At 74.2% G+C, this 22,676-nt stretch carries 18 protein-coding genes; 6 read left to right on the forward strand and 12 right to left on the reverse strand.

What is annotated here, in order from left to right; all coding sequences use genetic code 11:
- Positions 1 to 50: 50 nt before the first annotated feature.
- Both LFA75_RS04910 and LFA75_RS04915 read right to left on the reverse strand, forming a co-directional pair.
- Positions 51 to 1,004, reverse strand: coding sequence for a cytochrome c oxidase assembly protein (locus LFA75_RS04910; RefSeq protein ID WP_404820931.1), 954 nt, complete (start codon positions 1,002 to 1,004; stop codon positions 51 to 53).
- A gap of 229 nt (positions 1,005 to 1,233) precedes the next feature.
- Positions 1,234 to 2,412: a M23 family metallopeptidase gene (locus tag LFA75_RS04915; protein ID WP_225232571.1), complete on the reverse strand. Its 1,179-nt coding sequence runs from the start codon at positions 2,410 to 2,412 to the stop codon at positions 1,234 to 1,236.
- Positions 2,413 to 2,802: 390 nt separating this feature from the next.
- Here LFA75_RS04915 and LFA75_RS04920 point away from each other — a divergent pair, with 390 nt between their 5' ends.
- Together LFA75_RS04920 and LFA75_RS04925 are read left to right on the forward strand one after the other, a co-directional pair.
- A complete protein-coding gene (locus LFA75_RS04920; RefSeq protein WP_225232572.1) occupies positions 2,803 to 4,014 on the forward strand; it encodes an MFS transporter in 1,212 nt (403 codons plus the stop codon).
- Between the two features lie 26 nt (positions 4,015 to 4,040).
- Positions 4,041 to 4,910, forward strand: a complete 870-nt coding sequence (locus LFA75_RS04925) for an oxidoreductase (RefSeq protein ID WP_225232573.1) — start codon at positions 4,041 to 4,043, stop codon at positions 4,908 to 4,910.
- Between the two features lie 45 nt (positions 4,911 to 4,955).
- Here LFA75_RS04925 and LFA75_RS04930 read toward each other — a convergent pair whose 3' ends face one another.
- Positions 4,956 to 6,356 carry an MFS transporter gene (locus tag LFA75_RS04930; RefSeq protein WP_225232574.1) on the reverse strand — a complete coding sequence of 467 codons (1,401 nt, stop codon included), beginning with the start codon at positions 6,354 to 6,356 and terminating at the stop codon, positions 4,956 to 4,958.
- A gap of 288 nt (positions 6,357 to 6,644) precedes the next feature.
- Complete coding sequence (locus LFA75_RS04935; RefSeq protein ID WP_225232575.1) at positions 6,645 to 7,295, reverse strand: TetR family transcriptional regulator; 651 nt, start codon at positions 7,293 to 7,295, stop codon at positions 6,645 to 6,647.
- Between the two features lie 160 nt (positions 7,296 to 7,455).
- On the opposite strand from LFA75_RS04935, the gene LFA75_RS04940 reads away from it, so the two are divergent.
- The gene (locus LFA75_RS04940; RefSeq protein WP_225232576.1) at positions 7,456 to 8,340 is read left to right on the forward strand and encodes a shikimate dehydrogenase; all 885 of its coding nucleotides are present in this window, start codon (positions 7,456 to 7,458) and stop codon (positions 8,338 to 8,340) included.
- Positions 8,333 to 10,195, forward strand: a complete 1,863-nt coding sequence (locus LFA75_RS04945; RefSeq protein ID WP_225232577.1) for a bifunctional sugar phosphate isomerase/epimerase/4-hydroxyphenylpyruvate dioxygenase family protein — start codon at positions 8,333 to 8,335, stop codon at positions 10,193 to 10,195. The genes LFA75_RS04940 and LFA75_RS04945 overlap by 8 nt, the downstream gene beginning before the upstream one ends.
- On the opposite strand, the gene LFA75_RS04950 is transcribed toward LFA75_RS04945, so the two are convergent.
- The 4 genes from LFA75_RS04950 to LFA75_RS04965 form a co-directional block, all read right to left on the reverse strand.
- Positions 10,153 to 11,463 carry a D-arabinono-1,4-lactone oxidase gene (locus LFA75_RS04950; RefSeq protein WP_225232578.1) on the reverse strand — a complete coding sequence of 437 codons (1,311 nt, stop codon included), beginning with the start codon at positions 11,461 to 11,463 and terminating at the stop codon, positions 10,153 to 10,155. The genes LFA75_RS04945 and LFA75_RS04950 overlap by 43 nt on opposite strands.
- A gap of 46 nt (positions 11,464 to 11,509) precedes the next feature.
- A complete protein-coding gene (locus tag LFA75_RS04955; RefSeq protein WP_225232579.1) occupies positions 11,510 to 13,129 on the reverse strand; it encodes an ABC-F family ATP-binding cassette domain-containing protein in 1,620 nt (539 codons plus the stop codon).
- Between the two features lie 220 nt (positions 13,130 to 13,349).
- Positions 13,350 to 14,495 (reverse strand): dimethylsulfone monooxygenase SfnG, encoded by a 1,146-nt coding sequence (gene sfnG, locus LFA75_RS04960; protein ID WP_225232580.1) that lies wholly within the window; start codon positions 14,493 to 14,495, stop codon positions 13,350 to 13,352.
- A 180-nt stretch (positions 14,496 to 14,675) separates the two neighbouring features.
- On the reverse strand, positions 14,676 to 15,260 hold the full coding sequence (locus tag LFA75_RS04965) for a class I SAM-dependent methyltransferase (RefSeq protein ID WP_225232581.1): 585 nt from the start codon (positions 15,258 to 15,260) through the stop codon (positions 14,676 to 14,678).
- Positions 15,261 to 15,401: 141 nt separating this feature from the next.
- On the opposite strand from LFA75_RS04965, the gene LFA75_RS04970 reads away from it, so the two are divergent.
- Positions 15,402 to 16,907: an FUSC family protein gene (locus tag LFA75_RS04970; RefSeq protein ID WP_225232582.1), complete on the forward strand. Its 1,506-nt coding sequence runs from the start codon at positions 15,402 to 15,404 to the stop codon at positions 16,905 to 16,907.
- A gap of 98 nt (positions 16,908 to 17,005) precedes the next feature.
- On the forward strand, positions 17,006 to 19,111 hold the full coding sequence (locus LFA75_RS04975) for a catalase (protein WP_318249961.1): 2,106 nt from the start codon (positions 17,006 to 17,008) through the stop codon (positions 19,109 to 19,111).
- Positions 19,112 to 19,183: 72 nt separating this feature from the next.
- Here LFA75_RS04975 and LFA75_RS04980 read toward each other — a convergent pair whose 3' ends face one another.
- From LFA75_RS04980 to LFA75_RS04995, 4 genes are read right to left on the reverse strand one after another with little or no spacing between them, the layout of a single operon-like run.
- A complete protein-coding gene (locus tag LFA75_RS04980; RefSeq protein ID WP_225232583.1) occupies positions 19,184 to 20,011 on the reverse strand; it encodes a 5-oxoprolinase subunit C family protein in 828 nt (275 codons plus the stop codon).
- Position 20,012: 1 nt separating this feature from the next.
- The gene (locus LFA75_RS04985; protein ID WP_225232584.1) at positions 20,013 to 20,621 is read right to left on the reverse strand and encodes a 5-oxoprolinase subunit B family protein; all 609 of its coding nucleotides are present in this window, start codon (positions 20,619 to 20,621) and stop codon (positions 20,013 to 20,015) included.
- A complete protein-coding gene (locus tag LFA75_RS04990; RefSeq protein WP_404820932.1) occupies positions 20,621 to 21,394 on the reverse strand; it encodes a LamB/YcsF family protein in 774 nt (257 codons plus the stop codon). Before LFA75_RS04990 ends, LFA75_RS04985 begins: the two co-directional genes overlap by 1 nt.
- A complete protein-coding gene (locus LFA75_RS04995; protein ID WP_225232586.1) occupies positions 21,391 to 22,641 on the reverse strand; it encodes an NRAMP family divalent metal transporter in 1,251 nt (416 codons plus the stop codon). The genes LFA75_RS04990 and LFA75_RS04995 overlap by 4 nt, the downstream gene beginning before the upstream one ends.
- Positions 22,642 to 22,676 lie beyond the last annotated feature (35 nt).

Raw genomic sequence — 22,676 nt, forward strand, 5'->3', positions numbered from 1 at the left:
CGGCCCGGCTCCCCTCGCGGGTGCCGGGCCGTCGTGCGTCTGCGGGCAGCTCAGCCGTCGGCGGCCGCCATCGCCCGCAGCCGGGCGTTGTAGGCGTCGAGCTCGGCGTTGCCGACCCGGTCGATCGTGCGGTCGCGGGTCCGGTTGCGGCGGTTCTCCGACCCGGCCCACGGGAAGAAGCCGACCGCCAGCACGAGCACGGTCGGCAGCTCGCCGAAGGACCAGGCGATCGCCCCGGCGGTGTTCTGGTCGGCCAGCGGGTCCACGCCCCACCCGGCCGGCGGCATCGAGAACGTGTCCACGACCAGGCTGCCGGCCATCATGATCGCGACGCCGAAGAACGCGTGGAACGGCATGGGGAGCAGCAGCTCGAGCATCCGGCCGGCGTGTCCGACGGTGCGCGGCCACGGGTCGGCGCCCAGGATCGGGCCGAAGAACAGCAGCCCGGTGACCAGGAAGTGCGCCAGCATCACCTGGTGGCCCAGCGGGTCGGCCATGAGGTCGTCGAAGACCGGGGTGAAGTAGACGCCGTAGAGGCTGGCGATGAACAGCGGGATCGTGAACCCGGGGTGGGACAGGAAGCGGGCCACCCGGCTGTGCAGCACCTCCAGCAGGAGTGCCCGGGGCGCCCCGGCCGCACCCCGGCCCCGGGGCAGCGCCCGCAGCGCCATCGTGACCGGGGAGCCGAGCAGCAGCAGCAGCGGCGACACCATCGACAGCACCATGTGCTGGGCCATGTGCACGCTGAACAGCACCATCGAGTAGCCGTGCAGCTCCGTACCGGTCACCGCGAACAGGGAGACAGCACCGGCGGTGAACGACGACGTCCTCCACCACGCCCACCGGACGCCGGCACGTCGCAGTCGGACCAGGCCCACCAGGTAGGCCACCAGGACCAGCAGGCTCAGCACGGCGATCCAGGACCAACCGTCCAGGCGCGGCGTGAACAGCCGTGCCCAGGTCGGCGGATCGGTGGGCATCCACATGTCGGAGTGGTCGAGCACGTGCTCCATGGTGCACCCGGTGGCCCGACTGCGTCGCACTGCCCCGGTGCGGGCCGGCGTGCTCCACGGTCGGCGGATCGGGAGACCGACGCCGGACCACCACAGCGGGCACCGTCACCGCCGGCAGCCCGCGCGGCCCGGGGCAGCCCGAGGAGGCGCTACCGGGGCGCCGGCGGTCGGGGCGTCCCGGTGGAGGCCGCACCACGGGGCCCGGACGAGGGCTGCCGGCTCAGGGGACCGTGACGCCCCGCTCCGCCAGCCACTGCACCGGGTCGATCCGCTCGCCGTCGATGCCACCGGCGTGCACCTCGAAGTGCAGGTGCGGACCCGTGGACTGGCCGCGGCTGCCCACCAGCGCGATCGTGTCGCCGGCCTGCACGACCTGGCCCTCCGTCACGAGGATCGTCTCCATGTGGCCGTAGACGGTCACGTCACCGTTCTCGTGCTGGATGTACACGGCCTGACCGAAACCGCTGGCCTCGCCGGCCTTGATGACCACCCCGTCCATGGCGGCGTACTCCGGGGTCAGCATGGGCGCAGCGAGGTCGAGGCCGGCGTGCATGGTCCCCCAGCGGTAGCCGAAGGAACTGGTCAGCCGGGCGCCGTTGATCGGCATCACGGCCTGGGGGCGCGCAGCCTCCGCCGCGGCGTCCACGGCGGCCTGGTCGGCGGCGGCCTGGGTCGCGGCCGCGGCCGCCTGCTCGGTCTCGCGCTGGGCGCGGCTGGCGGCCATCTGCTGCAGCTGGGTCACCGCGTCGGTCTCGGCGACGGTGGCGTCGGGCGCGGCGGCCAGCCCCAGGGCGTCGGCCACGCTGACCACCTCGGCGGCGGTGGCCTCGCTGGCGGTGACCGCCTGGTCGGCCTGGGCCTGCGGGTCGCCGGTGGTGGTCAGCAGCCCCACGCCGGTCGCCCCCACCAGCGCGGCGGCCAGGTAGAGGGTCGGCTTGCGCATGCGCGCCGGGCCCGACGGCGCGGGGCGGGAGGTCTTGGGCTGGCGGTGCCGGCCACGGGGGACGCGGCCCTCGGCGATGGCGGCGATGATCTCGGCGGCGGACACCTCGACGTCCTCGCGGGGCTCGTCGGCCAGCACGAGGTCGCCGTCGACGGCGTCCTCGCGGGCGACGGTGCCCGCGGCGGGGTCCAGGTCGGCGTCGAGCTCGCGGCCGGCCCGGCGGGCCACCTCGCGGACGACGTCCTCACCGGTGGCGGCGACCACGGCCGGCACGGGGCAGGCGACGGGGGCGAGCGGGACGGCGGAGCCGGAGCCGTAGCCGTACTCGTCGGCCCAGACGCCGACGATGGCGTTCCACTCCCCGGTCGAGGGATTGCGGGTGTCCAGCGACAGCGCCCCACCGAGCTGTCGGTCCCCGTCGGTGACCAGGGGGTGTTCCGGGTGTTGCGGCTTCATGCACCTGGCTCTCGTTGCGTTACGGGGGGTGGGCGGGGCCCATGTAAACATGCCGTGACCTGGCCGTGACCAGGCTCCAGGTCACATTCGGGCCATTTCGTGGGATACGTCACCACCAGACCTGCCAACTGACGACCCTGCGTGACGTGTCGAATGCACAGCGCCCCGGGTGACGCCGCACCGGTGGGCAGCCCTACGCACGGTGAACTCGACGGCACGCACCGTCGGGTAGCTGTGCTCGCGGGTGTCTGTGCGCTTCCGTCAGGAACGGAACCGTTTCGATCTGATCGCTCCTGGACGTGACCGGTCTCATGGCCGGGCCAGGATGGCTCCGGGGGTCCGATGGCCTTGGCTGGGGGAAGCCCCTCGTCTCCGTCGCAGAGGACTGTTGTGCCCCGCGCCCTGCTCGCCCTGTCCATCGGTGCCTTCGGCATCGGCACCACCGAGTTCGTCGTCATGGGCATGCTGCCCGAGATCGCGGACGGTCTCGGGGTGTCCGTCTCCGCCGTCGGGCTGCTGATCAGCGCCTACGCGGTCGGTGTCGTCCTCGGTGCGCCGACGCTCACGGCGCTGGGCGTGCGGTTCACGCCCAAGCAGACCCTGATCGGGCTGATGGTCGTCTTCGTCGTCGGCAACGCCCTCTCGGCGCTCGCCCCGACCTACGGCACGCTGGTCGGCGCCCGGGTCCTCACCGCGCTCGCGCACGGCTCCTTCTTCGGCGTCGGCGCGGTCGCCGCGCGCCGGCTCGTGCCGCGGGACAAGGCCACCCAGGCCATCTCGCTGATGATGGTCGGGCTGACCCTGGCCAACGTCATCGGCGTCCCGCTGGGCACGTTCGTGGCCCAGCAGACCAGCTGGCGGCTGGTGCTGGCGGCGTGCGCGGTGATCGGTCTGGTCACCATCGCCGGGCTGGCGGCCTGGATGCCGGCGGTCAGCGGGGAGCGGACCGACCTGCGCAGCGAGCTGCGGGCCTTCGGCCGCCGGCAGGTCTGGATGGTGCTGGGCGTGACCATGATCGGCTTCGCCGCGCTGTTCGCCGTCTACTCCTACGTCTCCCCCATCCTCACCGAGCTCGGCGGGCTCACCGAGGGCTGGGTGACCCCGGTCCTGGCGCTGTTCGGCATCGGCACGACGATCGGCACCCTGGCCGGCGGCCGGCTGGGCGACCGGTACGGCCTGCGGTTCGTCGTGGTCGGGCTGCTGGTCAGCGCCGTCCTGCTGGTCGGGTTCGCGCTGACCGCCCGGACCCCGGCGGCCGCCGTCGTCCTGCTGGTGCTGTTCGGCACCGTGGCGTTCGCGGCCGGCCCGGTCGTGCAGAACAAGGTGATCGAGGCGGCCCGGGTGCGCGGGGGCTCGCTGGTGTCCGCCGCCAACCAGGGCGCGTTCAACGTGGCCAACGCCCTGGGCGCGGCCCTGGGCGCCGGGGTGCTGTCGGCCGGGCTGGGCTACACCGCCCCGATCTGGGTCGGCGCGGCGCTCGCGCTGGCCGGGACGGCGGTCTGCCTGGTCGCGCTGCGCACCGAGCACGTCGACGCCCGGACGCCGGACCCGGTCGTCGCCGACGTCGACACCTGGGAGCGGGTCACCGCCACCGTGCGCTGACCCGCCCCGCGGGGTACACCGGAGCCATGACGACGACGGCAGACCGCGCCGGGCAGTTCGCCCTCGGCGACCGCACCGTGCAGCGCATGGGCTACGGCGCCATGCAGCTGGCCGGACCGCACGTGATGGGTCCGCCGGCCGACCGGGAGGCCGCCGTGGCGGTGCTCCGCCGGGCGGTCGAGCTCGGTGTGGACCACATCGACACCAGCGACTACTACGGCCCGCACGTGACCAACGAGATCATCCGCGAGGCGCTGCACCCCTACCCGGAGCAGCTGACCCTGGTGACCAAGATCGGCGCGCGCCGGACGCCGGAGGGCGAGTGGCCCGAGGCGCTGGGCGCCGACGAGCTGCGGCAGGCGGTGCACGACAACCTCGACCACCTCGGGCTCGACGCCCTGGACGTGGTGAACCTGCGGATGCCCGGCTTCGCGGAGCCCGTGGAGCGCTCGGTCGTCGAGCCGATGGAGACCATGGCCGCGCTGCAGTCCGAGGGCCTGGTCCGGCACATCGGGATCAGCAACGTGAGCACCTCGATGCTGGCCGAGGCGCAGTCGATCGCCCCGGTCGTCTGCGTGCAGAACCACTACAACCTGGTGCACCGGGACGACGACGCGATGATCGACGCGCTGGCCCGTGAGGGCGTGGCCTACGTGCCGTTCTTCCCGCTGGGCGGGTTCTCCCCGCTGCAGAGCAAGGCGCTGGAGTCGGTGGCCCGGACGCTGGAGACCACGCCGATGGAGGTCGCACTGGCCTGGCTGCTGGCCCGCTCGCCCAACATCCTGCTCATCCCGGGCACCTCGTCGGTGGCCCACCTGGAGTCCAACCTGGAGTCCGCCGCGCGGGTGCTCGGCCCGGCCGAGCTGGCCGAGCTGGACGCCATCGGCGGCCCCTGACACCACGTCCCGCCCCCCGGCCCGCACCGGGGGGCGGGACGGTTCTCAGACCGTCTCGGCGACGGACTCCCGCTGGTTGCGCAGGCGCTCGAACTCGGCCTTGTCCAGCGGGACGGCGTCGGACCTGCCCAGGTCGTCCAGGGCCACCCGGTGGGTCTCCCGCGCCGACCACGCGGCGACGGCGACCGCGATGCCGATCCCGAACACGATGCTGCCGACGATCAGGGGCACGTTGGACCCGGGCGGGGCGATCGCCGCGAACAACGACGGCAGGAACGCGGTGATCATCGTGCCGATGTTCTGGCTCACCGCGAAGCCGGTCACGCGGGTCCGGGTCGGGAAGAGCTCCTGGTAGAAGCTCGGGAACACCGCGTTGTAGCCCTGGTAGACCGACCCCCACATGACCAGGGCGAACACGAACGCCAGCAACACGTTGTCGATGCTGATCGCGTACAGGTAGGCGTAGGCCATGGCGGTCGAGCCGAGCGAGCCGACGATGATGCAGGGGCGCCGGCCGATCCGGTCCGAGAGGTTCCCGACGAACGGGATGAGCACCATGGCGACCAGGTTGCCGACCACCGAGATCCAGAGGTAGGTCGCGGTCGAGAAGCCCACGCCGTAGGCCTCGCTGGTCGCGTAGGTGGCCCCGAAGACGGTGGCGGTCAACGGCACCGCGTTCATCAGGGCCATGACGACCACCCGCAGCATGTCCAGACCGTTCTCCTGGACCACCTGCACGATGGGGGCCTTCGGCACCTCGCCGGTGGCGGCCTTCTCCTGGAACGCCGGGGTCTCCTCGACCTTCCGACGCACGACCAGGCCCACCACGATCACCACGGAGCTGAGCAGGAACGGGATGCGCCAGCCCCAGCTCTGGAAGTCGTCCTCGGGCAGGACGGCGGCCAGCGGCAGGAAGATCGCCGCCGCCAGCAGCTGCCCGCCCTGGACGCCCTGCAGGGTGAAGCTGGTGTAGAAGCCGCGCTTGCCGAACGGCGCGTGCTCCATCGTCATCGTGCTGGCACCGGCGATCTCGCCGCCCACGGCGAAGCCCTGGATCAGCCGCATGAGCACCAGCAGCGCCGGGGCGAGCACGCCGACCTGGCCGTAGGTGGGCAGCACGGCGACCAGGAAGGTCGAGATGCCCATCATCAGCATGCAGAGCACGAGCATGTTCTTGCGCCCGTGGGTGTCACCCCAGTGGCCGAGGACGAAGGCGCCGATCGGCCGGGCCACGTAGCCGACCCCGAAGGTGGCCAGCGAGGCGACGACGGCGACCTGCGGGTCGTCGGCCGGGAAGAACACCGTCGGGAAGACCAGCGCGGCGGCCTGGGCGTAGATGAAGAAGTCGTAGTACTCCAGCGCACTGCCCAGCCAGCCGCTGAGCGCGGCCTTCACGGGTGTCCGCTTCACGGGCGGGGCGGCCGGGGGGCTCGGGGTCGCAGTCATGCGCAGGGCTCCTGGATCTATGGCGTCGGTGCCTGGATCGGGCTTATGTACCAACTGGTTAGTACGAACCAGAGGATGAGGTGGCCCCGATCACCCTGTCAAGGGGACACGGGGTCCAGCGGGTCGCGACCACCCCGGGCAGGACGGCGACGTCGGCCGGGGACGGCCGGCAGCCGGCGTCCCGACGACGGGAGGGTCGCGAGGCACGAGCGCCCCTCCCCGAGGAGGGACCACCAACGGCTCAGCGCCGGCCGGGCACGGCCCTTGGCCGCGGTGTGATCCGCAGGATCACGATGAGCACAGATACCCGAGCACCAGGTCGCCGAGCAGCGCGCGCTGGCGGTCCCGCAGCCCGGGGGCGAGCATGTCGCGGCCGAAGAGCGCGCCGAAGGTGTGCTGGTTCGCCGTCCGGAAGATGCAGAAGCTGCTGATCACCTGGTGGACGTCCAGGGCGTCGGCGTCGGCCCGGAAGACGCCGTCGGCCCGGCCGCGGTCCAGGATCGCCCCGAGCACGTCGAGGGCCGGGTTCGCCAGGTTCGACAGCACCGCGGAGCCGGCGATGTGCTCGCCGTGGTGGATGTTCTCGATGCTGACCAGGCGGATGAAGTCCGGGTGCGCCTCGTGGTGGTCGAACGTGAGGCCGGCGAGCTCGCGGATCGCCTCGACCGGGTCGAGGTGCTCGACGTCGAGCTGCTGCTCCAGCCCGCGGATCCGGGTGTAGGCGGCCTCGAGGGCGGCGACGTAGAGCTGCTCCTTGCCGCCGAAGTAGTAGTAGATCATCCGCTTGGTGGTGCTGGTCTTGGCCGCGATGACGTCGACCCGGGCGCCGGCGTACCCCGAGTGCGCGAACTCCTCGGTGGCGACGGTCAGGATCTCGGCCCGGGTCCGCTCGGCGTCCCGGGTGCGCTCGGGCGGGGTGCCGGTCGGCTGGGCTGACACGCCGTCCTCCTCGCTGGTCCGCCCGGGTGGCGGCGTCCCGAGCCTAGGGCCGGGTGTGCAGGCGCCGCGGGCCGATCCCCCGGGAGGGGTGGTGCCCGGCGTCACGGTGTGGTGTCCTGGGGTGCAGCAACTCACCAGTTGGTACATACGGAGGTCGCCCGTGAGCCCAGCCCGTCCCGGCACCGTCGTCGGGCTGATCGGCTCGGGCATCGGGCCCTCGCTGTCCCCGCAGCTGCACGAGGCCGAGGCCGACGCGCTCGGCCTGCGGTACGTCTACCGCCGGCTGGACCTCGACGTCCTGGGCAAGGCCCCCGAGGAGGTCGGCGAGCTGGTCCGGGCCGCGCAGCTGGCGGGCTACGACGGGCTGAACGTGACCCACCCGTGCAAGCAGCTGGTCCTCGAGCACCTCGACGAGCTCTCCCCCGACGCCGCCGCCCTGGGCGCGGTGAACACGGTGGTGCTCGCCGACGGCCGGGCCGTCGGCCACAACACCGACTGGTCCGGCTTCGCCCGCAACGTCGACCGCGGCCTGCCCGACGCGGCGATGGACCGGGTCGTCCTGCTGGGGGCCGGCGGCGCGGGGGCCGCGGTCGCGCACGCCCTGCTCACGCTGGGCACCGACCGGCTGACCGTGCTGGACGTCGACGCCGCCCGGGCCACCGAGCTGGCCCGCGCGCTGACCGGCCGCTTCGGCGCCGGCCGCGCCGGGGGCGGGGACCTGACCGGCCTCGGGACGGCGGTGGCCGCGGCCGACGGCCTGGTGCACGCCACCCCGACCGGCATGGCCGCCCACCCCGGTTCGCCGGTGCCGGCGGACCTGCTGCGGCCCGACCTGTGGGTGGCCGACATCGTCTACCGCCCGCTGGCCACCGAGCTGGTCACCACCGCGCGCGAGCGGGGCTGCCGGGTGCTCGACGGCGGCGGCATGGCGGTCTTCCAGGCCGTGGACTCCTTCCGCCTGTTCACCGGGCTCGAGCCCGACGCCGACCGGATGCTGGCGCACTTCGCCGCGCTGGTGGACCCCGCGGGCTCCCCCGTTGGCTGACCGGTCGACCCGGCGGCGGGCGGTGGCCACCGTCTGCCTGTCCGGGACGCTGGAGGACAAGCTGGTCGCCGCGGCCGGCGCCGGGTTCGACGGCATCGAGGTGTTCGAGCCCGACCTGGTGGCCTCGCCGTGGTCACCGGCCGAGCTGGCCGCCCGCTGCGCCGACCTGGGGCTGGCGATCGACCTGTACCAGCCCTTCCGCGACCTGGACTCCACCGACCCGGCCACCGTCGCCCGCAACCGGCGCCGGGCGCGGGCGAAGTTCGACGTCATGGCCGCCCTCGGCGTGGACACCGTGCTGGTCTGCTCGGCCGTGGCGCCCGACGCGGTCACCGACGACGACGAGCTGGCCGCCCAGCTGCACGCGGCCGCCGAGCTGGCCGGCGAGCGCGGGCTCCGGATCGCCTACGAGGCGCTGGCCTGGGGCACCCACGTGTCCACCTGGGACCACAGCTGGGACCTCGTCCGCGCCGCCGACCACCCGGCGCTGGGACTGTGCCTGGACTCCTTCCACGTGCTCTCGCGCGGCGGCGACCCGGCCGGCTTCACCGCCGTCCCCGGGGACAAGCTGTTCTTCCTGCAGCTGGCCGACGCCCCGCAGCTGTCGATGGACGTCCTGCAGTGGTCGCGGCACCACCGGCTCTTCCCCGGCCAGGGCGCCTTCGACCTGCCCGCCTTCCTCGGCTCCGTGCTGGCCGCCGGGTACGCCGGGCCGCTGTCGCTGGAGGTCTTCAACGACGTCTTCCGGCAGTCCGACCCGGCCCGGACGGCGGTGGACGCGATGCGGTCGCTGCTGGCCCTGGAGGCCGCGCTGCCGGTCGACCCGCTGGTGCTGCCCCCCGCCCCGGCCCTGACCGGGCACGCGTTCACCGAGCTCGCCGTCGACGGTTCCTCCGGGCCGGTGGTGGCCGACGTGCTGGGCCGGCTGGGGTTCGCCCACACCGGGCAGCACCGGTCCAAGCCGGTGCAGCTGTGGGAGCAGGGCAGCGCGCGGGTGCTGCTGAACGCCGGTGCCGCCCGCCCCGCCGACGGCGAGGCCGCGGTGGTCGCGCTGGCCGTGGAGTCGGTGGACCCGACGGGCTCGGCCGCCCGGGCCGAGGCGCTGCTGGCGCCGGTGCTGCCGCGAACACGGGGGAACGCCGAGGCCGAGCTGTCCGCGGTGGCCGCCCCGGACGGCACCCAGGTGTTCTTCGCGCGGACCGGGCCCGACGGGTGGCCGGCGGACTTCCTGCCCACCGGGGAGACCTCCGCCGGCGCCGGGCTGACCCGGACCGACCACGTGGGGCTCACCCAGCCCTTCGACGCCTACGACGAGGCCGGGCTGTTCTACGACTCCGTCCTCGGCCTGGACGCCGGCAGCGGGTCCGAGGTCGCCGCGCCGTTCGGCCTGGTCCGATCCCGCGGGGTCACCACCCCCGACCGCGGCGTCCGGCTGGCGCTGTCCGTGTCGCTGCTGCGCCGCGGCGGCGGCTGGGCGCCGGGGGTGCCCGACCCCCAGCACGTCGCCTTCGCCACCGACGACGCCGTGGGCACGGCCCGCGCGCTGCGCGCGGCCGGGGCGCCGCTGCTGGCGGTGCCGGCGAACTACCACGACGACCTCGACGCCCGCCTGGACCTCGACCCGGCCCTGCTGGCCGACCTGCGCGAGCACGGCCTGCTCTACGACGCCGACGCCGACGGCGCCTTCCTGCACCTCTACACCGAGGTGCTGGGCGGCCGGGTGTTCTTCGAGGTGGTGCAGCGGCTGGCTGGCTACGACGGGTACGGCGCGGTCAACAGCCCGGTCCGGATGGCCGCCCACCGGCGGGCCCGTCAGGAGACCCGGGCAGCGGCTCCCAGCACGCGGTCCAGGTAGGCGTTGCCGAGCACGCCGGCGGGGTCCAGGCGGTCCCGGACGGCGACGAACTCGTCGAACCGGGGGTAGCGCTGCGCCAGCACCGCGGCGTCCAGATCGTGCTCCTTGCCCCAGTGCGGGCGACCGCCGACCTCCCCGGCCAGCGCGGCGAAGGTGCCGAAGTAGTCGGTCGGGTCGCTGCGGGCCGGCACGTGGACCGCCACGTAGGCGGTGTCCCGGCCCGACGCGGTGGACAGCGGGACGTCGTCGGCAGCGGCGTAGCGGACCTCGGTCGGGATCGGCAGCCGCCAGCCGCGCGCCGCGGTCAGCCGGGCCAGCTCCCGGAGCAGGTCGGCCACCGACTCGCGCGGCACGGCCTGCTCCATCTCCCGGAACCGGAACCGGCGGGTGGAGACGAAGACCCGGTGGGACAGGTCGGTCGCCGTCCGGGGGCTCAGGGCGGTGGAGGCGAACCGGGCCAGCGGCGGGACCAGCGCGGGGACGGCGCGACCGGCGGCGATCAGCGCGGAGTAGGCGCCGTTGGCCAGCACCTCGTCCTCCCACAGCACCTGCCGGCGGGGCAGCGGCGCGAGACCGGCCGAGACCGGCACCCGGGTGTTGCGCTTGGCCAGGCACATGTCGGTGTGCGGGAACCAGTGGAACTCGACGTGGTCGGTCGAGGTCATGAACCCGTCCAGGTCCTCCAGGACCTCCGCCAGCGGCATCGGCCGCTCGTCCATCTGCAGCGCGAAGGCCGGCTCGGCCTGCAGCGTGACCGTCGCCAGCACCCCGAGCGCCCCCAGGCCGACCCGGGCCGCGGCGAACACCTCGGGCTCGACGGTGGCCGAGCAGTCCAGGACCGCGCCGTCGGCGGTCACCAGCTGCAGGGCGCGCACCTGGGTGGCCAGCCCGCCGAACCGTGCGCCGGTGCCGTGGGTGCCGGTGGACAGCGCCCCCGCCACGGTCTGCCGGTCGATGTCGCCGAGGTTGGTCAGCGCCCAGCCCTCCCGGGCGAGCACCGCGTTGAGCCGGTGCAGCGGCATCCCGGCCTGCACGGTCACCAGGCCGTCGGCGGTCAGGTCGACGAGGTCGGCGTGCCGGTCCAGCACCAGCTGCACCTGCTCGGGCCGGCCGATGCCGGAGAACGAGTGCCCGCTGCCGATCGGCCGCACCCGGCGACCGGCGACCGAGGCCTCGTGCAGCACGGTGGCGATCTCACCGGTGGTGCGCGGCCGCCGGACGTCGATGCCGTCGGCCCGCTGGTTGCCCGCCCAGTTCCGCCACCTCATGCGGGTGGACGCTGCCCGGCGGCGTCCGGCGGGTCAAGCACGCCGGTCACCGGGCGCGTTGCACCCGCGCCTCGTCGAAGACCGGCTCCGGGGTCTCGCGGACCCGGCCGTCGGAGCCGAAGACCAGGAACCGGTCGAAGGAGCGGGCGAACCAGCGGTCGTGGGTGACCGCGACGACGGTGCCGTCGAAGGCGGCCAGCGCCTGCTCCAGGGACTCCGCGCTGAGCACGTCCAGGTTGTCGGTGGGCTCGTCGAGCAGCAGCAGGGTCGCGCCGGACAGCTCCAGCAGCAGCACCTGGAACCGGGCCTGCTGACCACCCGACAGCGACCGGAACAGCGAGTCCCCGGCCGGGGCCAGCCCGTACCGGCGCAGCACGGCCATCGCCCGCCCCCGGTCGATCCCGGGTCGGCCGGCCTCGCCGTGCCAGAGCAGGTCGGTGAGCGTGCGCTCCATCCACTCCGGGTGCGCGTGGGTCTGGGCGAAGAACCCGGGGACGACGCGGGCGCCGAGCTTCCACGTGCCGGTGTGGTCGACGTCCTGACCGGCCAGCAGCCGCAGGAAGTGCGACTTGCCGGCGCCGTTGGAGCCCAGCACCGCGACCCGGTCGCCGTAGTCCAGCTCGACGTCGAAGGGCTTCATCAGCCCGGTCAGCTCCAGGTCGGCGGCCACCAGCACCCGGATGCCGGTGCGGCCACCCTTCAGGCGCATCGCCACCTCCTGCTGCGGCGGGCGCTCCGGCGGCGGGCCGGCGGCCTCGAACTTGGCCAGCCGGGTCTGCATCGCGTGGTACCGGTTGGCCATGTCCGGGGAGTTCGCCGCCTGCTGCTGCATCGTGCGGGTGAGGTCGACCAGCCGCTGGTGCTCCTCCTCCCAGCGCAGCCGCAGCTCGGCCATCCGCTCGTGCCGGGCCTCGCGGGCGGCCGGGTAGGTCTGCCAGTTCCCGCCGTGCACCCACGCCGTCCCGCCCTCCACGGTGACCACCCGGGTGGCGACGGTGTCCAGCAGCTCGCGGTCGTGGCTGACGAACAGCACGGTCTTGCGGGTCTCGGCCAGCCGGGCCTCCAGCCAGCGCTTGCCGGGGACGTCGAGGTAGTTGTCCGGCTCGTCGAGCAGCAGCACCTGGTCGGGTCCGCGGAGCAGGCACTCCAGCGCCAGCCGCTTCTGCTCACCGCCCGACAGGGTCTGCAGCTCGCGGTACTTGCACTGCTCGTAGGGGACGGCGAGCGCGGCGACGGTCACGGTGTCCCAGGTGACCTCGACGTCGTAGCCGCCGACGTCGCCCCAGTGCGCGAGCGCGTTGGCGTAGGCCATCTGGGTGGGCTCGTCGTCGGCCTCCATCATCGCCAGCTCGGCGGCCTCGACGGCGTGCCAGGCGTCGCGGACGGCGGGCGGTGCCAGGTCCACCAGGAACTGCTGCACGCTGGTGGCGTCGCGGACGGAGCCGATGAACTGGCGCATCACGCCCAGCCCGCCGACCAGGGCGACCGACCCGGCGTCGGGGGTCAGGTCGCCGGTGATGATCCGCAGCAGGGTGGTCTTGCCGGCGCCGTTCTCCCCCACCAGCGCGGCGACCGCGCCGTCGCCGACGCGGAAGGAGACGTCGTCCAGCAGGACCCGCCCGTCGGGCAGGGTGAACCGGATCCCGGTGACGTCGACGTATCCCACGCCGACCAGTGTCCCGGACGACCGGGCCGGGTCAGCCCAGCAGGATCGAGAACACCACCGCGCCGGCGGCGAGCACCATCGCCAGGACGACGATCCCCGCCACCACGCGTTGCTTGTCCCGGTCCATCACAGTCCGGCCTCGTCCAGAGGCTCGGCGCGAGCTTGCTCGTGCTGAGGAGGACGAGGTCCTTCGACCATCATGGGCGGGACCGTACCGGGGTCAGACCGAGGCGGCGGGCTGGAACTCGGTCGGCGCGAAGCCGGCGGCCTGCTCCATCTCGCGCACCAGCGGCAGCACCTTGGCGCCGAAGTACTCGATCTCCTCCTGGAAGTGCAGGAAGCCGGTGAGGAACAGGTCCACGCCGTGCCGGCGGAACTCGACGATCCGCTCGGCGATCTGCTCCGGCGTCCCGATCAGGTTGGTCTTGAAGCCGTCGTTGTACTGGACCAGGTCCTCGAACGAGGAGTCCGCCCACATGCCCTTCTTGTCCCCGGTCGAGCTGCCGGCCTGGGCGACGGCGTCCCGGAACCCCTCGACGGCGGGCCGGTCGGCCTTCGCGACGATCTCGCGGAGGGTGTCGTGCGCCTCGGCCTCGGTGTCCCGGGCGATGACGAAGCCGTTCAGGCCGAACCGGACCCGGCGGCCCAGCGGGTCGGCCACGGCGCGGACGTCGCGGATCTGCTCGTCGATGCCGGCCAGGTCCTTGCCGTTGGAGAAGTACCAGTCCGAGACCCGGCCGGCCATCTGCCGGGCCGCGGTGGAGTTGCCGCCCTGGAAGACCTCGGGGTGCGGGCGGCCCGGCGAGGACAGCGGCTTGGGCTGCAGGTCGAAGTCGCGGAAGCGGTAGAAGTCGCCACCGAGGGTGTAGCCGTCCTCGGTCCAGATGCCCTTCAGCGCGCTGATGAACTCCTCGCTGCGGCGGTAGCGCTCGTCGTGCTCGAGCCACGGCTCGCCCATGGCGGTGAACTCGCCCTTGAACCAGCCGGAGACGACGTTGACGGCGAACCGGCCGTTGCTCAGGTGGTCGGCGGTCGCACCCAGCTTGGCCAGCACACCGGGCTGCCACATGCCGGGGTGCACGGCGGCGATGACCTTGAGCCGCTCGGTGGCCAGCAGCAGCGCCAGGGAGAAGGACACCGACTCGTGCTGGAACGCGGCGCTGTAGCTGGCCATGTAGCGGACCTGGCTCAGCGCGTACTCGAACCCGACCGCCTCGGCGGTCTGGGCGAGCTTCTTGTTGTAGTCGTAGCCCCAGTCGGTGCGCTGCTCGATGGTCGAGGTGACCAGGCCGCCGCTGACGTTGGGGACCCAGTAGGCGAACTTCGAGGCCTGGAGCTCGTCGTCGGGGGTGGTGGGTGCGCTCATGGCAGGGGTGTCCTCACGGAGGTGGGGGGAGACGTGCGTGGGCCGGTGCGGGAGCGGGAGCTCAGCGCGGACGGGCGGTCGTGCACGCGGTGCTGGAGACGCGGCAGAAGTCCACGACGCGGCGTCGGGTCAGCTCCTGGGTCGGCACCCGGCCAGGAAAGCACACCGACCTGGTGGACTTCACCTCGAGACGGGTCGCGTCCCCCACAGGAGCGTGTCCAGCGCGGTGCCGCCGGGGGTCTCCCGGCGCACCTGCTCGCACCGGTCGACGTCCAGCAGCGCGGCCACCGGGGCCAGCCGGTGGACCGAGTGCAGGATCGCCGGGTCCTGCGGGCCGCCCCCGCCGTGCGCCACGTTGTCCACGTCGTGGCCCAGCACGAGCAGGTGCCCGCCGGGCCGCAGCCAGCCCACCGCACGGGTCAGCAGCGCGGCGGTCTCGGCCTCGAGCAGGTGCAGGTAGGCCACCAGGACGAGGTCCAGCGACGCCTCGGCGGCCCGCCACCCCGCCACGTCGGCGACGGCCCACTCGACGTCGTGGCCGTAGGGCGTCGAGCGGCCGAGGTCCAGGCCGACGGCGGAGAAGTCCACGGCGGTGACCCGCCAGCCCCGGGCGGCCAGCCACAGCGCGTGCCGGCCCTCCCCCGCGGCCAGGTCGACGGCGTGGCCCGGCGGCAGGTCGCCGCACAGCTGCGCCACGACGGGGTTCGGCGTCGCCGACCACTGCTGCTTGTCGGCGTACCGGGCGTCCCAGTCGGTGGCGTGCACGGGCGGGAACGTAGCCCCCGAGCCTGTGCGGCGGGGGGCTCCGCTGCGCGGCTCGTCGGACGACGTGAGCCCGGTCGCGGGCTTCCGCTGGACGGGGTCGCCGGCGCCGGGTGCCCGCGGGTCGACCCCGAGGATGGTCCGGTGCCCCCCGTCGTCCGCCGCGCGCTGCCGCACCTGGTGGGCCGGCGTCCCCCGACGGCGGCGGCGCTGTGGGCCGCCGGCGGGCGCAAGGCGGTGTCGGCCGCGTTCTCGGTGGCCGTGCCGCTGGGCCTGGGCGTCGCCACCGGGCACGCCGACCTGGGCTCGGCCGCTGCGCTGGGCGGGCTCACCGCGATCTACGGCCACCAGCTCTCCTACCGCCGCCGGGCCCGGGTCGTCGCCGGCTGCGGTGCGGTCCTGGTGCTGGCCGTCGCGCTCGGCGGGCTGACCGGCGGGACGCCGTGGCTGCTGTCGGTGGTGCTGGGCCTGCTGGCCGGCGCCGCCGCGGCGGGCACCGCGGTGCTGCGGATCGGGCCGCCGGGCGCGCTGGGCGTCGTCCTCGTCGGGGGCAGCGCCAGCGCGCTGGGTGCGGCGCCGACCGTGCTGGCCGGGCACGTGGCCGCCGCGGCGGCCGGGGCGCTGCTGGCCTGGGTGGTCGTGGTGCGGCCGTGGCTGTGGGACCCGGCCGGTCCCGAGCGCCGGGCCGTCGCCGCCGCGGAGGCCGCCGTCGCGGGCGCGGCCGCCGTCCGGCCGGCCGTGGTGGCCCGGGCCCTCCGCGCCGCCGACGCGGCCGTCGCGGGGGGCAGCCGCCGGCGGGCCTCCCTGCGCCCCCGGGTGCGGGAGCTGGAGGCGCGGTTCCTGCAGGAGCTGCCGGTGGCCGACGTCCCGGCGCCGCCGGGTGACCCCGGTCCGGCGCCCGCGTCCCGCGCCTTCCCGGCCTGGGTGGCCACCTCGACCCGGATCACCGTCGGGGTCACCGCGGCCGGGCTGCTGGCGGCCGGGCTGGGCCTGGCCAGCACGTACTGGGCCTCGACGACCGCGGTGGCCATCCTGCTGGGCACCGACGCCCGGGCCACCCGCGCCCGGTCGGTGCACCGGATCACCGGCACCCTCGTCGGCGTGGGCGTCGCCGCGCTGCTGCTGGCCGCCGACCTGCCGGTGGGGGTCGAGGTGGCCGTGGTCGGCGTGCTGCTGATGGGCGTCGAGCTGCTGGTCGCCCACCAGTACACCCTCGCCGTCTCCTTCATCACCCCGCTGTCGCTGCTGCTGGTGCACGTCGGCGTGCCCGACCGGACCGGCACCGAGCTGATCACCACCCGGCTGGCGGAGACGCTGGTCGGCATCGCGCTGGCGCTGGCGGCCGGCCTGCTGCTGCTCCCCCGCGCGGCCAGCCGGCGGTTGCCCGGCGTCGTCGCGCTGGCCGGCCGCCGCACCGCCGAGCTGGTGGCCGGGACGGGCGACGAGCAGGCGCTGCACGCGGCCCTGGACACGCTCAACGAGGTGGCGACGGCGGCCCGCGCCGAGCTCCGCCCGGCACCCGGGACGGCGGAGTGGTTGCGCCGCGGTCGGTGGACCAGCGACCTGGGCTGGGGCCTGCTGGCCGCTCGGGCGCGCGGCGAGGACGACCTGGCGGACGTCCTGGCCGACCGGGTGCGCGCCGGGCGCTGAACCGTTTCGGACCCCCCCTGGGCCGGGGAGGTCCGGGAGGCTGCGCGTCCAGAGAACGGCGTCGTCGTCCCCCCTGTCCCCCTTCTCCAGGGAGAACCATGCCTCCGGTCCGCAAGGCCGACCAGTCCGCCCCCGCCCAGGTCAGCGCCTCGGGTGTCCCCTTCGAGGCCGCCGAGGTCGACCGCGACCCGCGGGCCCAGGGCGGTGACCACCTCACCTCGCCCAACGGCGTGCGCATCCCGGACACCGACCACGCGCTCAAGGCCGGCCGGCGCGGGCCGACCCTGCTCGAGGACTTCCACCTGCGGGAGAAGATCAGCCACTTCGACCACGAGCGGATCCCGGAGCGGGCCGTGCACGCCCGCGGCGCCGGCGCGCACGGCGTGTTCACCGCCAACGGTTCGGCGGCCAGCATCACCCGGGCGCCCGTGCTCGCGGAGAAGGGTCTGGAGACGCCGGTCTTCGTGCGGTTCTCCACCGTGCTGGGCTCGCGCGGCTCGGCCGACACCGCCCGGGACACCCGCGGGTTCGCGACGAAGTTCTACACGAAGGAGGGCACCTGGGACCTGGTCGGCAACAACATGCCGGTCTTCTTCATCCAGGAGGCCATCAAGTTCCCCGACCTGATCCACGCCGCGAAGCCCTCCCCGAACCGGGAGATCCCGCAGGCGCAGTCGGCGCACGACTCGTTCTGGGACTTCGTGTCCCTGCACACCGAGGCCACCCACCACACGTTGTGGAACATGAGCGACCGGGGCATCCCCCGCAGCTACCGGATGATGGAGGGCTTCGGCGTCCACTCCTTCCGGCTGGTCAACCAGGACCGCGAGACCGTGCTGGTGCAGTTCAAGTGGACCCCGAAGCTGGGTGTGCACTCCCTGACCTGGGAGGAGGCGCAGCTGGCGATGGGCACCGACCCGGACTTCCACCGCCGCGACCTCGCCGACGCCATCGAGGCCGGCGCGTTCCCTGAGTGGGAGCTCGGCGTCCAGGTGTTCCCGGACAACGAGGAGCAGACCTACGAGGGCATCGACCTGCTCGACTCCACGAAGATCGTGCCCGAGGAGATGGTCCCGGTGCAGACCATCGGGACGCTGCGGCTGACCGGCAACCCGACGAACTACTTCGCCGAGACCGAGCAGGTCGCCTACAACACCGGCCACGTCGTCCCGGGCATCGAGTTCACCAACGACCCGCTGCTGCAGGGCCGCAACTTCTCCTACCAGGACACCCAGCTGACCCGCCTGGGCGGCCCCAACTGGACCCAGCTGCCGATCAACCGGCCGCAGGTGCCGGTGAACGACAACCACCGCGACGGCTTCATGCAGCAGGGGATCCCCACCGGGGAGGCGCCCTACAGCCCCAACACCGTGGACGGCGAGAGCCCGCAGCCCGCCGACTGGGAGGAGGGCGGCTACGTCGTCGTGCCGCGGGAGGTCCAGGGCCAGGTCGTGCGCGAGGTGGCCGCGTCCTTCGAGGACCACTTCAGCCAGCCGGCGATGTTCTACGCGTCGCTCTCGGACGTGGAGAAGACGCACACGATCGAGGCCTACACCTTCGAGCTCGGCAAGGTGTACGAGCAGGCGATCAAGGAGCGCGTGCTCGGCGTCCTCGCCAACATCGACACCGAGCTGGCCACCCTCGTCGCCGAGGGCCTCGGCCTGCCGGCGCCGAAGGGGAAGGTGGCCGAGCACCTGCCGCCGTCCCCGGCACTGGCCCAGGTGACGGGCGAGTCGTTCCCGCTGGACGGCCGGCTCGTCGCCGTCGTCGCCGGGCCGGACTCCGACCTGGCCGGGATCGCCGCGCTCCGCGAGGCGCTGGACGCCGAGGGCGTGCAGCTCAAGGTGCTGGCCCCGCGCGGCGGGAAGCTCGGCACGGGCAAGAACCAGCAGGTGGTCGAGCGGACCAACGTGACCGCCCGGTCGATCGAGTTCGACGCCGTCGTCGTGGCCGACGGAGCACCGAAGGACGGCGACATCAAGGCCACCGTCCTGCTCCAGGAGGCGCTGCGGCAGCTCAAGCCGTTCGCGGCCTGGGGCGACGGCGCCGAGGTGCTGACCACGGCCGGCGTGTCCGGACCCGGTGTGTTCACCGGCAAGGGCGTCGACGACGTGGTGGCCGACCTGGTCGCCGCCATGGGCCAGCACCGGGTGTGGGAGCGGGCCGACCTGGTCACCGCCTCCGCCGTCCCCCCGGCCGTCTGACCGCCTGAACTGCAGAACGGGGTTTCCGCCCTCATCCAGCTCTGGATGAGGGCGGGAACCCCGTTCTCGGGGTCAGGGACGCAGGCGCAGGGTCTGGCCGGGGGCGAGCTGGGCGCAGCGGTCGACGTCGGCGTCGGCGACGTAGCCGATGACCGGGTAGCCGCCGGTGACCGGGTGGTCGGCCAGGAACAGCACCGGCTGCCCGGACGGCGGCACCTGCAGCGCCCCCCGCACCATGCCCTCGCTGGCCAGCTCGCCGTCGCGCCGGCGCTCCAGCGCCGGCCCGGCCAGCCGCAGCCCGACCCGGTTGCTGTCGCCGGTGACCTCCCAGGCAGTGGCCGTGAGGGTCCGGTGCACGGCGTCGGCGAACCAGTCCGCCCGCGGCCCGGGCCGGACGGCGACCACCAGCTCCTCCGGGACCGGCTGGGCGACCGGGGCGAGGTCGACCCCGGGCCAGTTCCCCGCCGTGCCGACCGGCAGCACGTCGCCGACCGCCAGCGGCGCCGGACCCAGCCCGGACAGCAGGTCGGTCGACCGCGACCCCAGCACCGGCTCGACGGCGATCCCGCCGCGCACCGCCAGGTAGCTGCGCAACCCCGTCGTCGGCGGCCCCAGCCGGAGCGTCGAACCCGCCGGCAACCAGGTCGGCGCCCCGTACGGCGTCCCCGCGCACCGGGCGCCGGTCAGCGCCACCCACACCCCGGTCTCGGCCCGCACCGCGAGCCCGCCGGCGGTCACCTCCAGCACCGCCGCACCGACGTCGTTGCCCAGCAGCCGGTTGGCCAGCGCCGCCGACGTCCGGTCGCAGGCACCGGACCGGCCGATGCCCTCGGCCGCCCGCCCCGGTCGGCCGAGGTCCTGCACGGTGGTCAGCGGCCCCGCGGAGAGCACCGTCAGCACGTCAGGACACGTCCCGGAAGCGGACCCGCACGCCCGGCCGCAGCAGGGCCGCGGGCTCGCGGTCGACGTCGAACATCGCCAGGTCGGTGCGGCCCAGCAGCTGCCACCCGCCCGGGGACTCCCGCGGGTAGACGCTGCTGAACTCCCCGGCCAGCGCGACCGACCCGGCCGGCACCCGGGTGCGGGGGCTCGCCCGCCGCGGGATCGCCCAGTCGCCGTCCGCCGCCGTGGCGTAGCCGAACCCGGGCGCGAACCCGCAGAACGCCACCGTCCAGACCGTGCCGGTGTGCCGGGCGACCACCTCGGCCGGCGAGCAGCCCAGCACCTCCGCCACGTCGGCGAGATCCGCGCCGTCGTAGACCACCGGCACCTCCAGCTCCTCGGCCTCCGGCCGCGCCCCGGGCACCGGTCGGGCGTCCCGGACCCACCGGGTGACCGCGTCGACCGACGTCCGGGTCGGGTCCAGCGCCACCAGCACGGTGCGCCCGGCCGGGACGACGTCCAGCACGCCGTCCGGGGGCTGCCCGAGCGCCGCGTGCAGCGCGAGCACCTGATCCAGGTCGTCGAGCTCGGCGAGGACGGCGGCGTCCCCGCTGGGCAGCACCCGCATCAGCTGAACGGGGCCAGCGACAGCCCCGCACCGGTGAGTGCCTCGCGCACCCGGCGGGCGATCTGCACCGCGCCGGGGGTGTCCCCGTGCACGCAGATCGAGCCCGGCTGAAGCACCAGCTCGCCGCCGTCGACGTCCCGGACGGGCTGCCCGGTCGCCATCGCGACGCAGCGCGCGGCGATCTCCTCGACGTCGTGCAGCACCGCGCCCGGCAGCCGCCGCGACACCAGCGCCCCCTCGGGGGTGTAGGCCCGGTCGGCGAAGGCCTCGGCGACCGTGGTCAGCCCGGCCTCCTCGGCCAGCCGCAGCCAGGCCGAGCCGGGCAGCCCCAGCACCGGCAGGGTGCGGTCGACGTCGACGACGGCGGCGACCACGGCGGCGGCCTGCTCCTCGTGGGTGACGATCGCGTTGTAGAGCGCGCCGTGCGGCTTGAGGTAGCGGACCCGCGAGCCGGCCACCCGGGCGAACGCGTCGAGCGCGCCGAGCTGGTAGATCACGTCCTGGGTCAGCTCGTGCGGGTCGACGTCGATGAACCGGCGGCCGAACCCGGGCAGGTCGCGGTAGCCGACCTGCGCACCGATCGCGACGTCGTGCTCGACGGCCCGCTCGCAGACGCGCCGCATGATCTTCGCGTCGGAGGCGTGGAAGCCGCAGGCCACGTTGGCGCTGGTGACGATCTCCAGCAGGGCGTCGTCGTCGCCGAGGGTCCAGGAGCCGAAGCCCTCGCCGAGGTCGGAGTTGAGGTCCACGGTCGCAGGGTCCACGGCACTCATGAGAACAGGTCGATGACGGGGCGGACGGAGTTGACCGCGAGGTACAGGGTCAGCAGCCAGGCCACCCAGCCGATGCCCAGCAGCCAGCGCGGGTACCGGTAGCCGCCGAGCAGGTCGGTGCGCCGGGTCGCCACCCACAGCAGGACGGCGATCCCGATCGGCAGCAGCAGCCCGTTGAACGCCCCGGCGAAGACCAGCAGCGTGGTCGGTGCGGCCCCGATCAGCAGGAACGCGCCGGAGGTGACCGCGATGAACCCGACGACGAGCAGCGTCCGGGTGCGGTCCGACGTCCCGGTCCGCGAGGTCACGAAGGACACCGAGGTGTAGCTGGCGCCGATGACGCTGGTGATCGCCGCGGCCCAGAGCACGACGCCGAACACCCGCATGCCCACCTCGCCGGCTGCCTGGCCGAACGCCGACGCCGCTTGGTTCTCCGGGTCGAGCGCCGCGCCTCCGGTGACGACGCCCAGGATGGCCAGGAAGAGCACGATCCGCATGACCGCGGTGATCAGGATGCCGGTGACCGAGCCCCGGGTGATGTCGCGGACGTGCTCGGGCCCGGTGACGCCGGAGTCCAGCAGCCGGTGCGCCCCGGCGTAGACGATGTAGCCGCCGATCGTGCCGCCCACCAGCGTGGTGATCGCCAGGATCGACACGTCCTCCGGCAGCACCACGTTCCGCAGCGCCTGCCCGACCGGCGGTCCTGAGGTGATCGCGATGTAGGTGGTCAGCGCGATCATGACCAGCCCGAGGACGACGACGATCCGGTCGACGGCCACCCCGGCCTTCTTGGACAGGAAAATGCCGATCGCGACCAGCGCGGACAGCGCGCCGCCGATCTTCGGGTCCAGGCCGAGCATGGCGTCCAGCCCGAGGCCGGCGCCGCTGACGTTGCCGATGTTGAACACCAGGCCGCCGACCAGCAGGAACCCCGCCATCACCCAGCCCAGGCCGGGCAGGACCAGGTTGCCCAGCTCCTGCGCCCGACGTCCGCTGACGCCGATGACCCGCCACACGTTCAGCTGCAGCGCGATGTCCACCAGGATCGAGATGACGATCGCGAAGGCGAAGGCCGCGCCCAGCTGGACGGTGAAGGTCGTGGTCTGGGTGATGAAGCCCGGGCCGATGGCCGAGGTGGCCATCAGGAACATGGCGCCGAGCAGGGTGGACCGGGTGCTCGTGGCCAACCGCCCGCCCCCGGCCGGTGGTGCCGCGCCGGTGGCGGGCGCGTCGTCGGGCTGGGTCATCGCGGGTCTCCTCGGCAGGACGGGGGGTGAGCTGC

It is taken from the genome of Klenkia terrae, assembly GCF_900491935.1.
GTDB classification, from domain to species: domain Bacteria; phylum Actinomycetota; class Actinomycetes; order Mycobacteriales; family Geodermatophilaceae; genus Klenkia; species Klenkia terrae.

Coding starts and splice junctions, on each gene's coding strand:
- LFA75_RS04930 (WP_225232574.1), bottom strand. CDS start 6,356: ATGACTGCGACCCCGAGCCCCCCGGCCGCCCCGCCCGTGAAGCGGACA.
- LFA75_RS04950 (WP_225232578.1), bottom strand. CDS start 11,463: ATGAGGTGGCGGAACTGGGCGGGCAACCAGCGGGCCGACGGCATCGAC.
- LFA75_RS04915 (WP_225232571.1), bottom strand. CDS start 2,412: ATGAAGCCGCAACACCCGGAACACCCCCTGGTCACCGACGGGGACCGA.
- LFA75_RS04990 (WP_404820932.1), bottom strand. CDS start 21,394: ATGAGTGCCGTGGACCCTGCGACCGTGGACCTCAACTCCGACCTCGGC.
- LFA75_RS04975 (WP_318249961.1), top strand. CDS start 17,006: ATGCCTCCGGTCCGCAAGGCCGACCAGTCCGCCCCCGCCCAGGTCAGC.
- LFA75_RS04995 (WP_225232586.1), bottom strand. CDS start 22,641: ATGACCCAGCCCGACGACGCGCCCGCCACCGGCGCGGCACCACCGGCC.
- LFA75_RS04925 (WP_225232573.1), top strand. CDS start 4,041: ATGACGACGACGGCAGACCGCGCCGGGCAGTTCGCCCTCGGCGACCGC.
- sfnG (WP_225232580.1), bottom strand. CDS start 14,495: ATGAGCGCACCCACCACCCCCGACGACGAGCTCCAGGCCTCGAAGTTC.
- LFA75_RS04985 (WP_225232584.1), bottom strand. CDS start 20,621: ATGCGGGTGCTGCCCAGCGGGGACGCCGCCGTCCTCGCCGAGCTCGAC.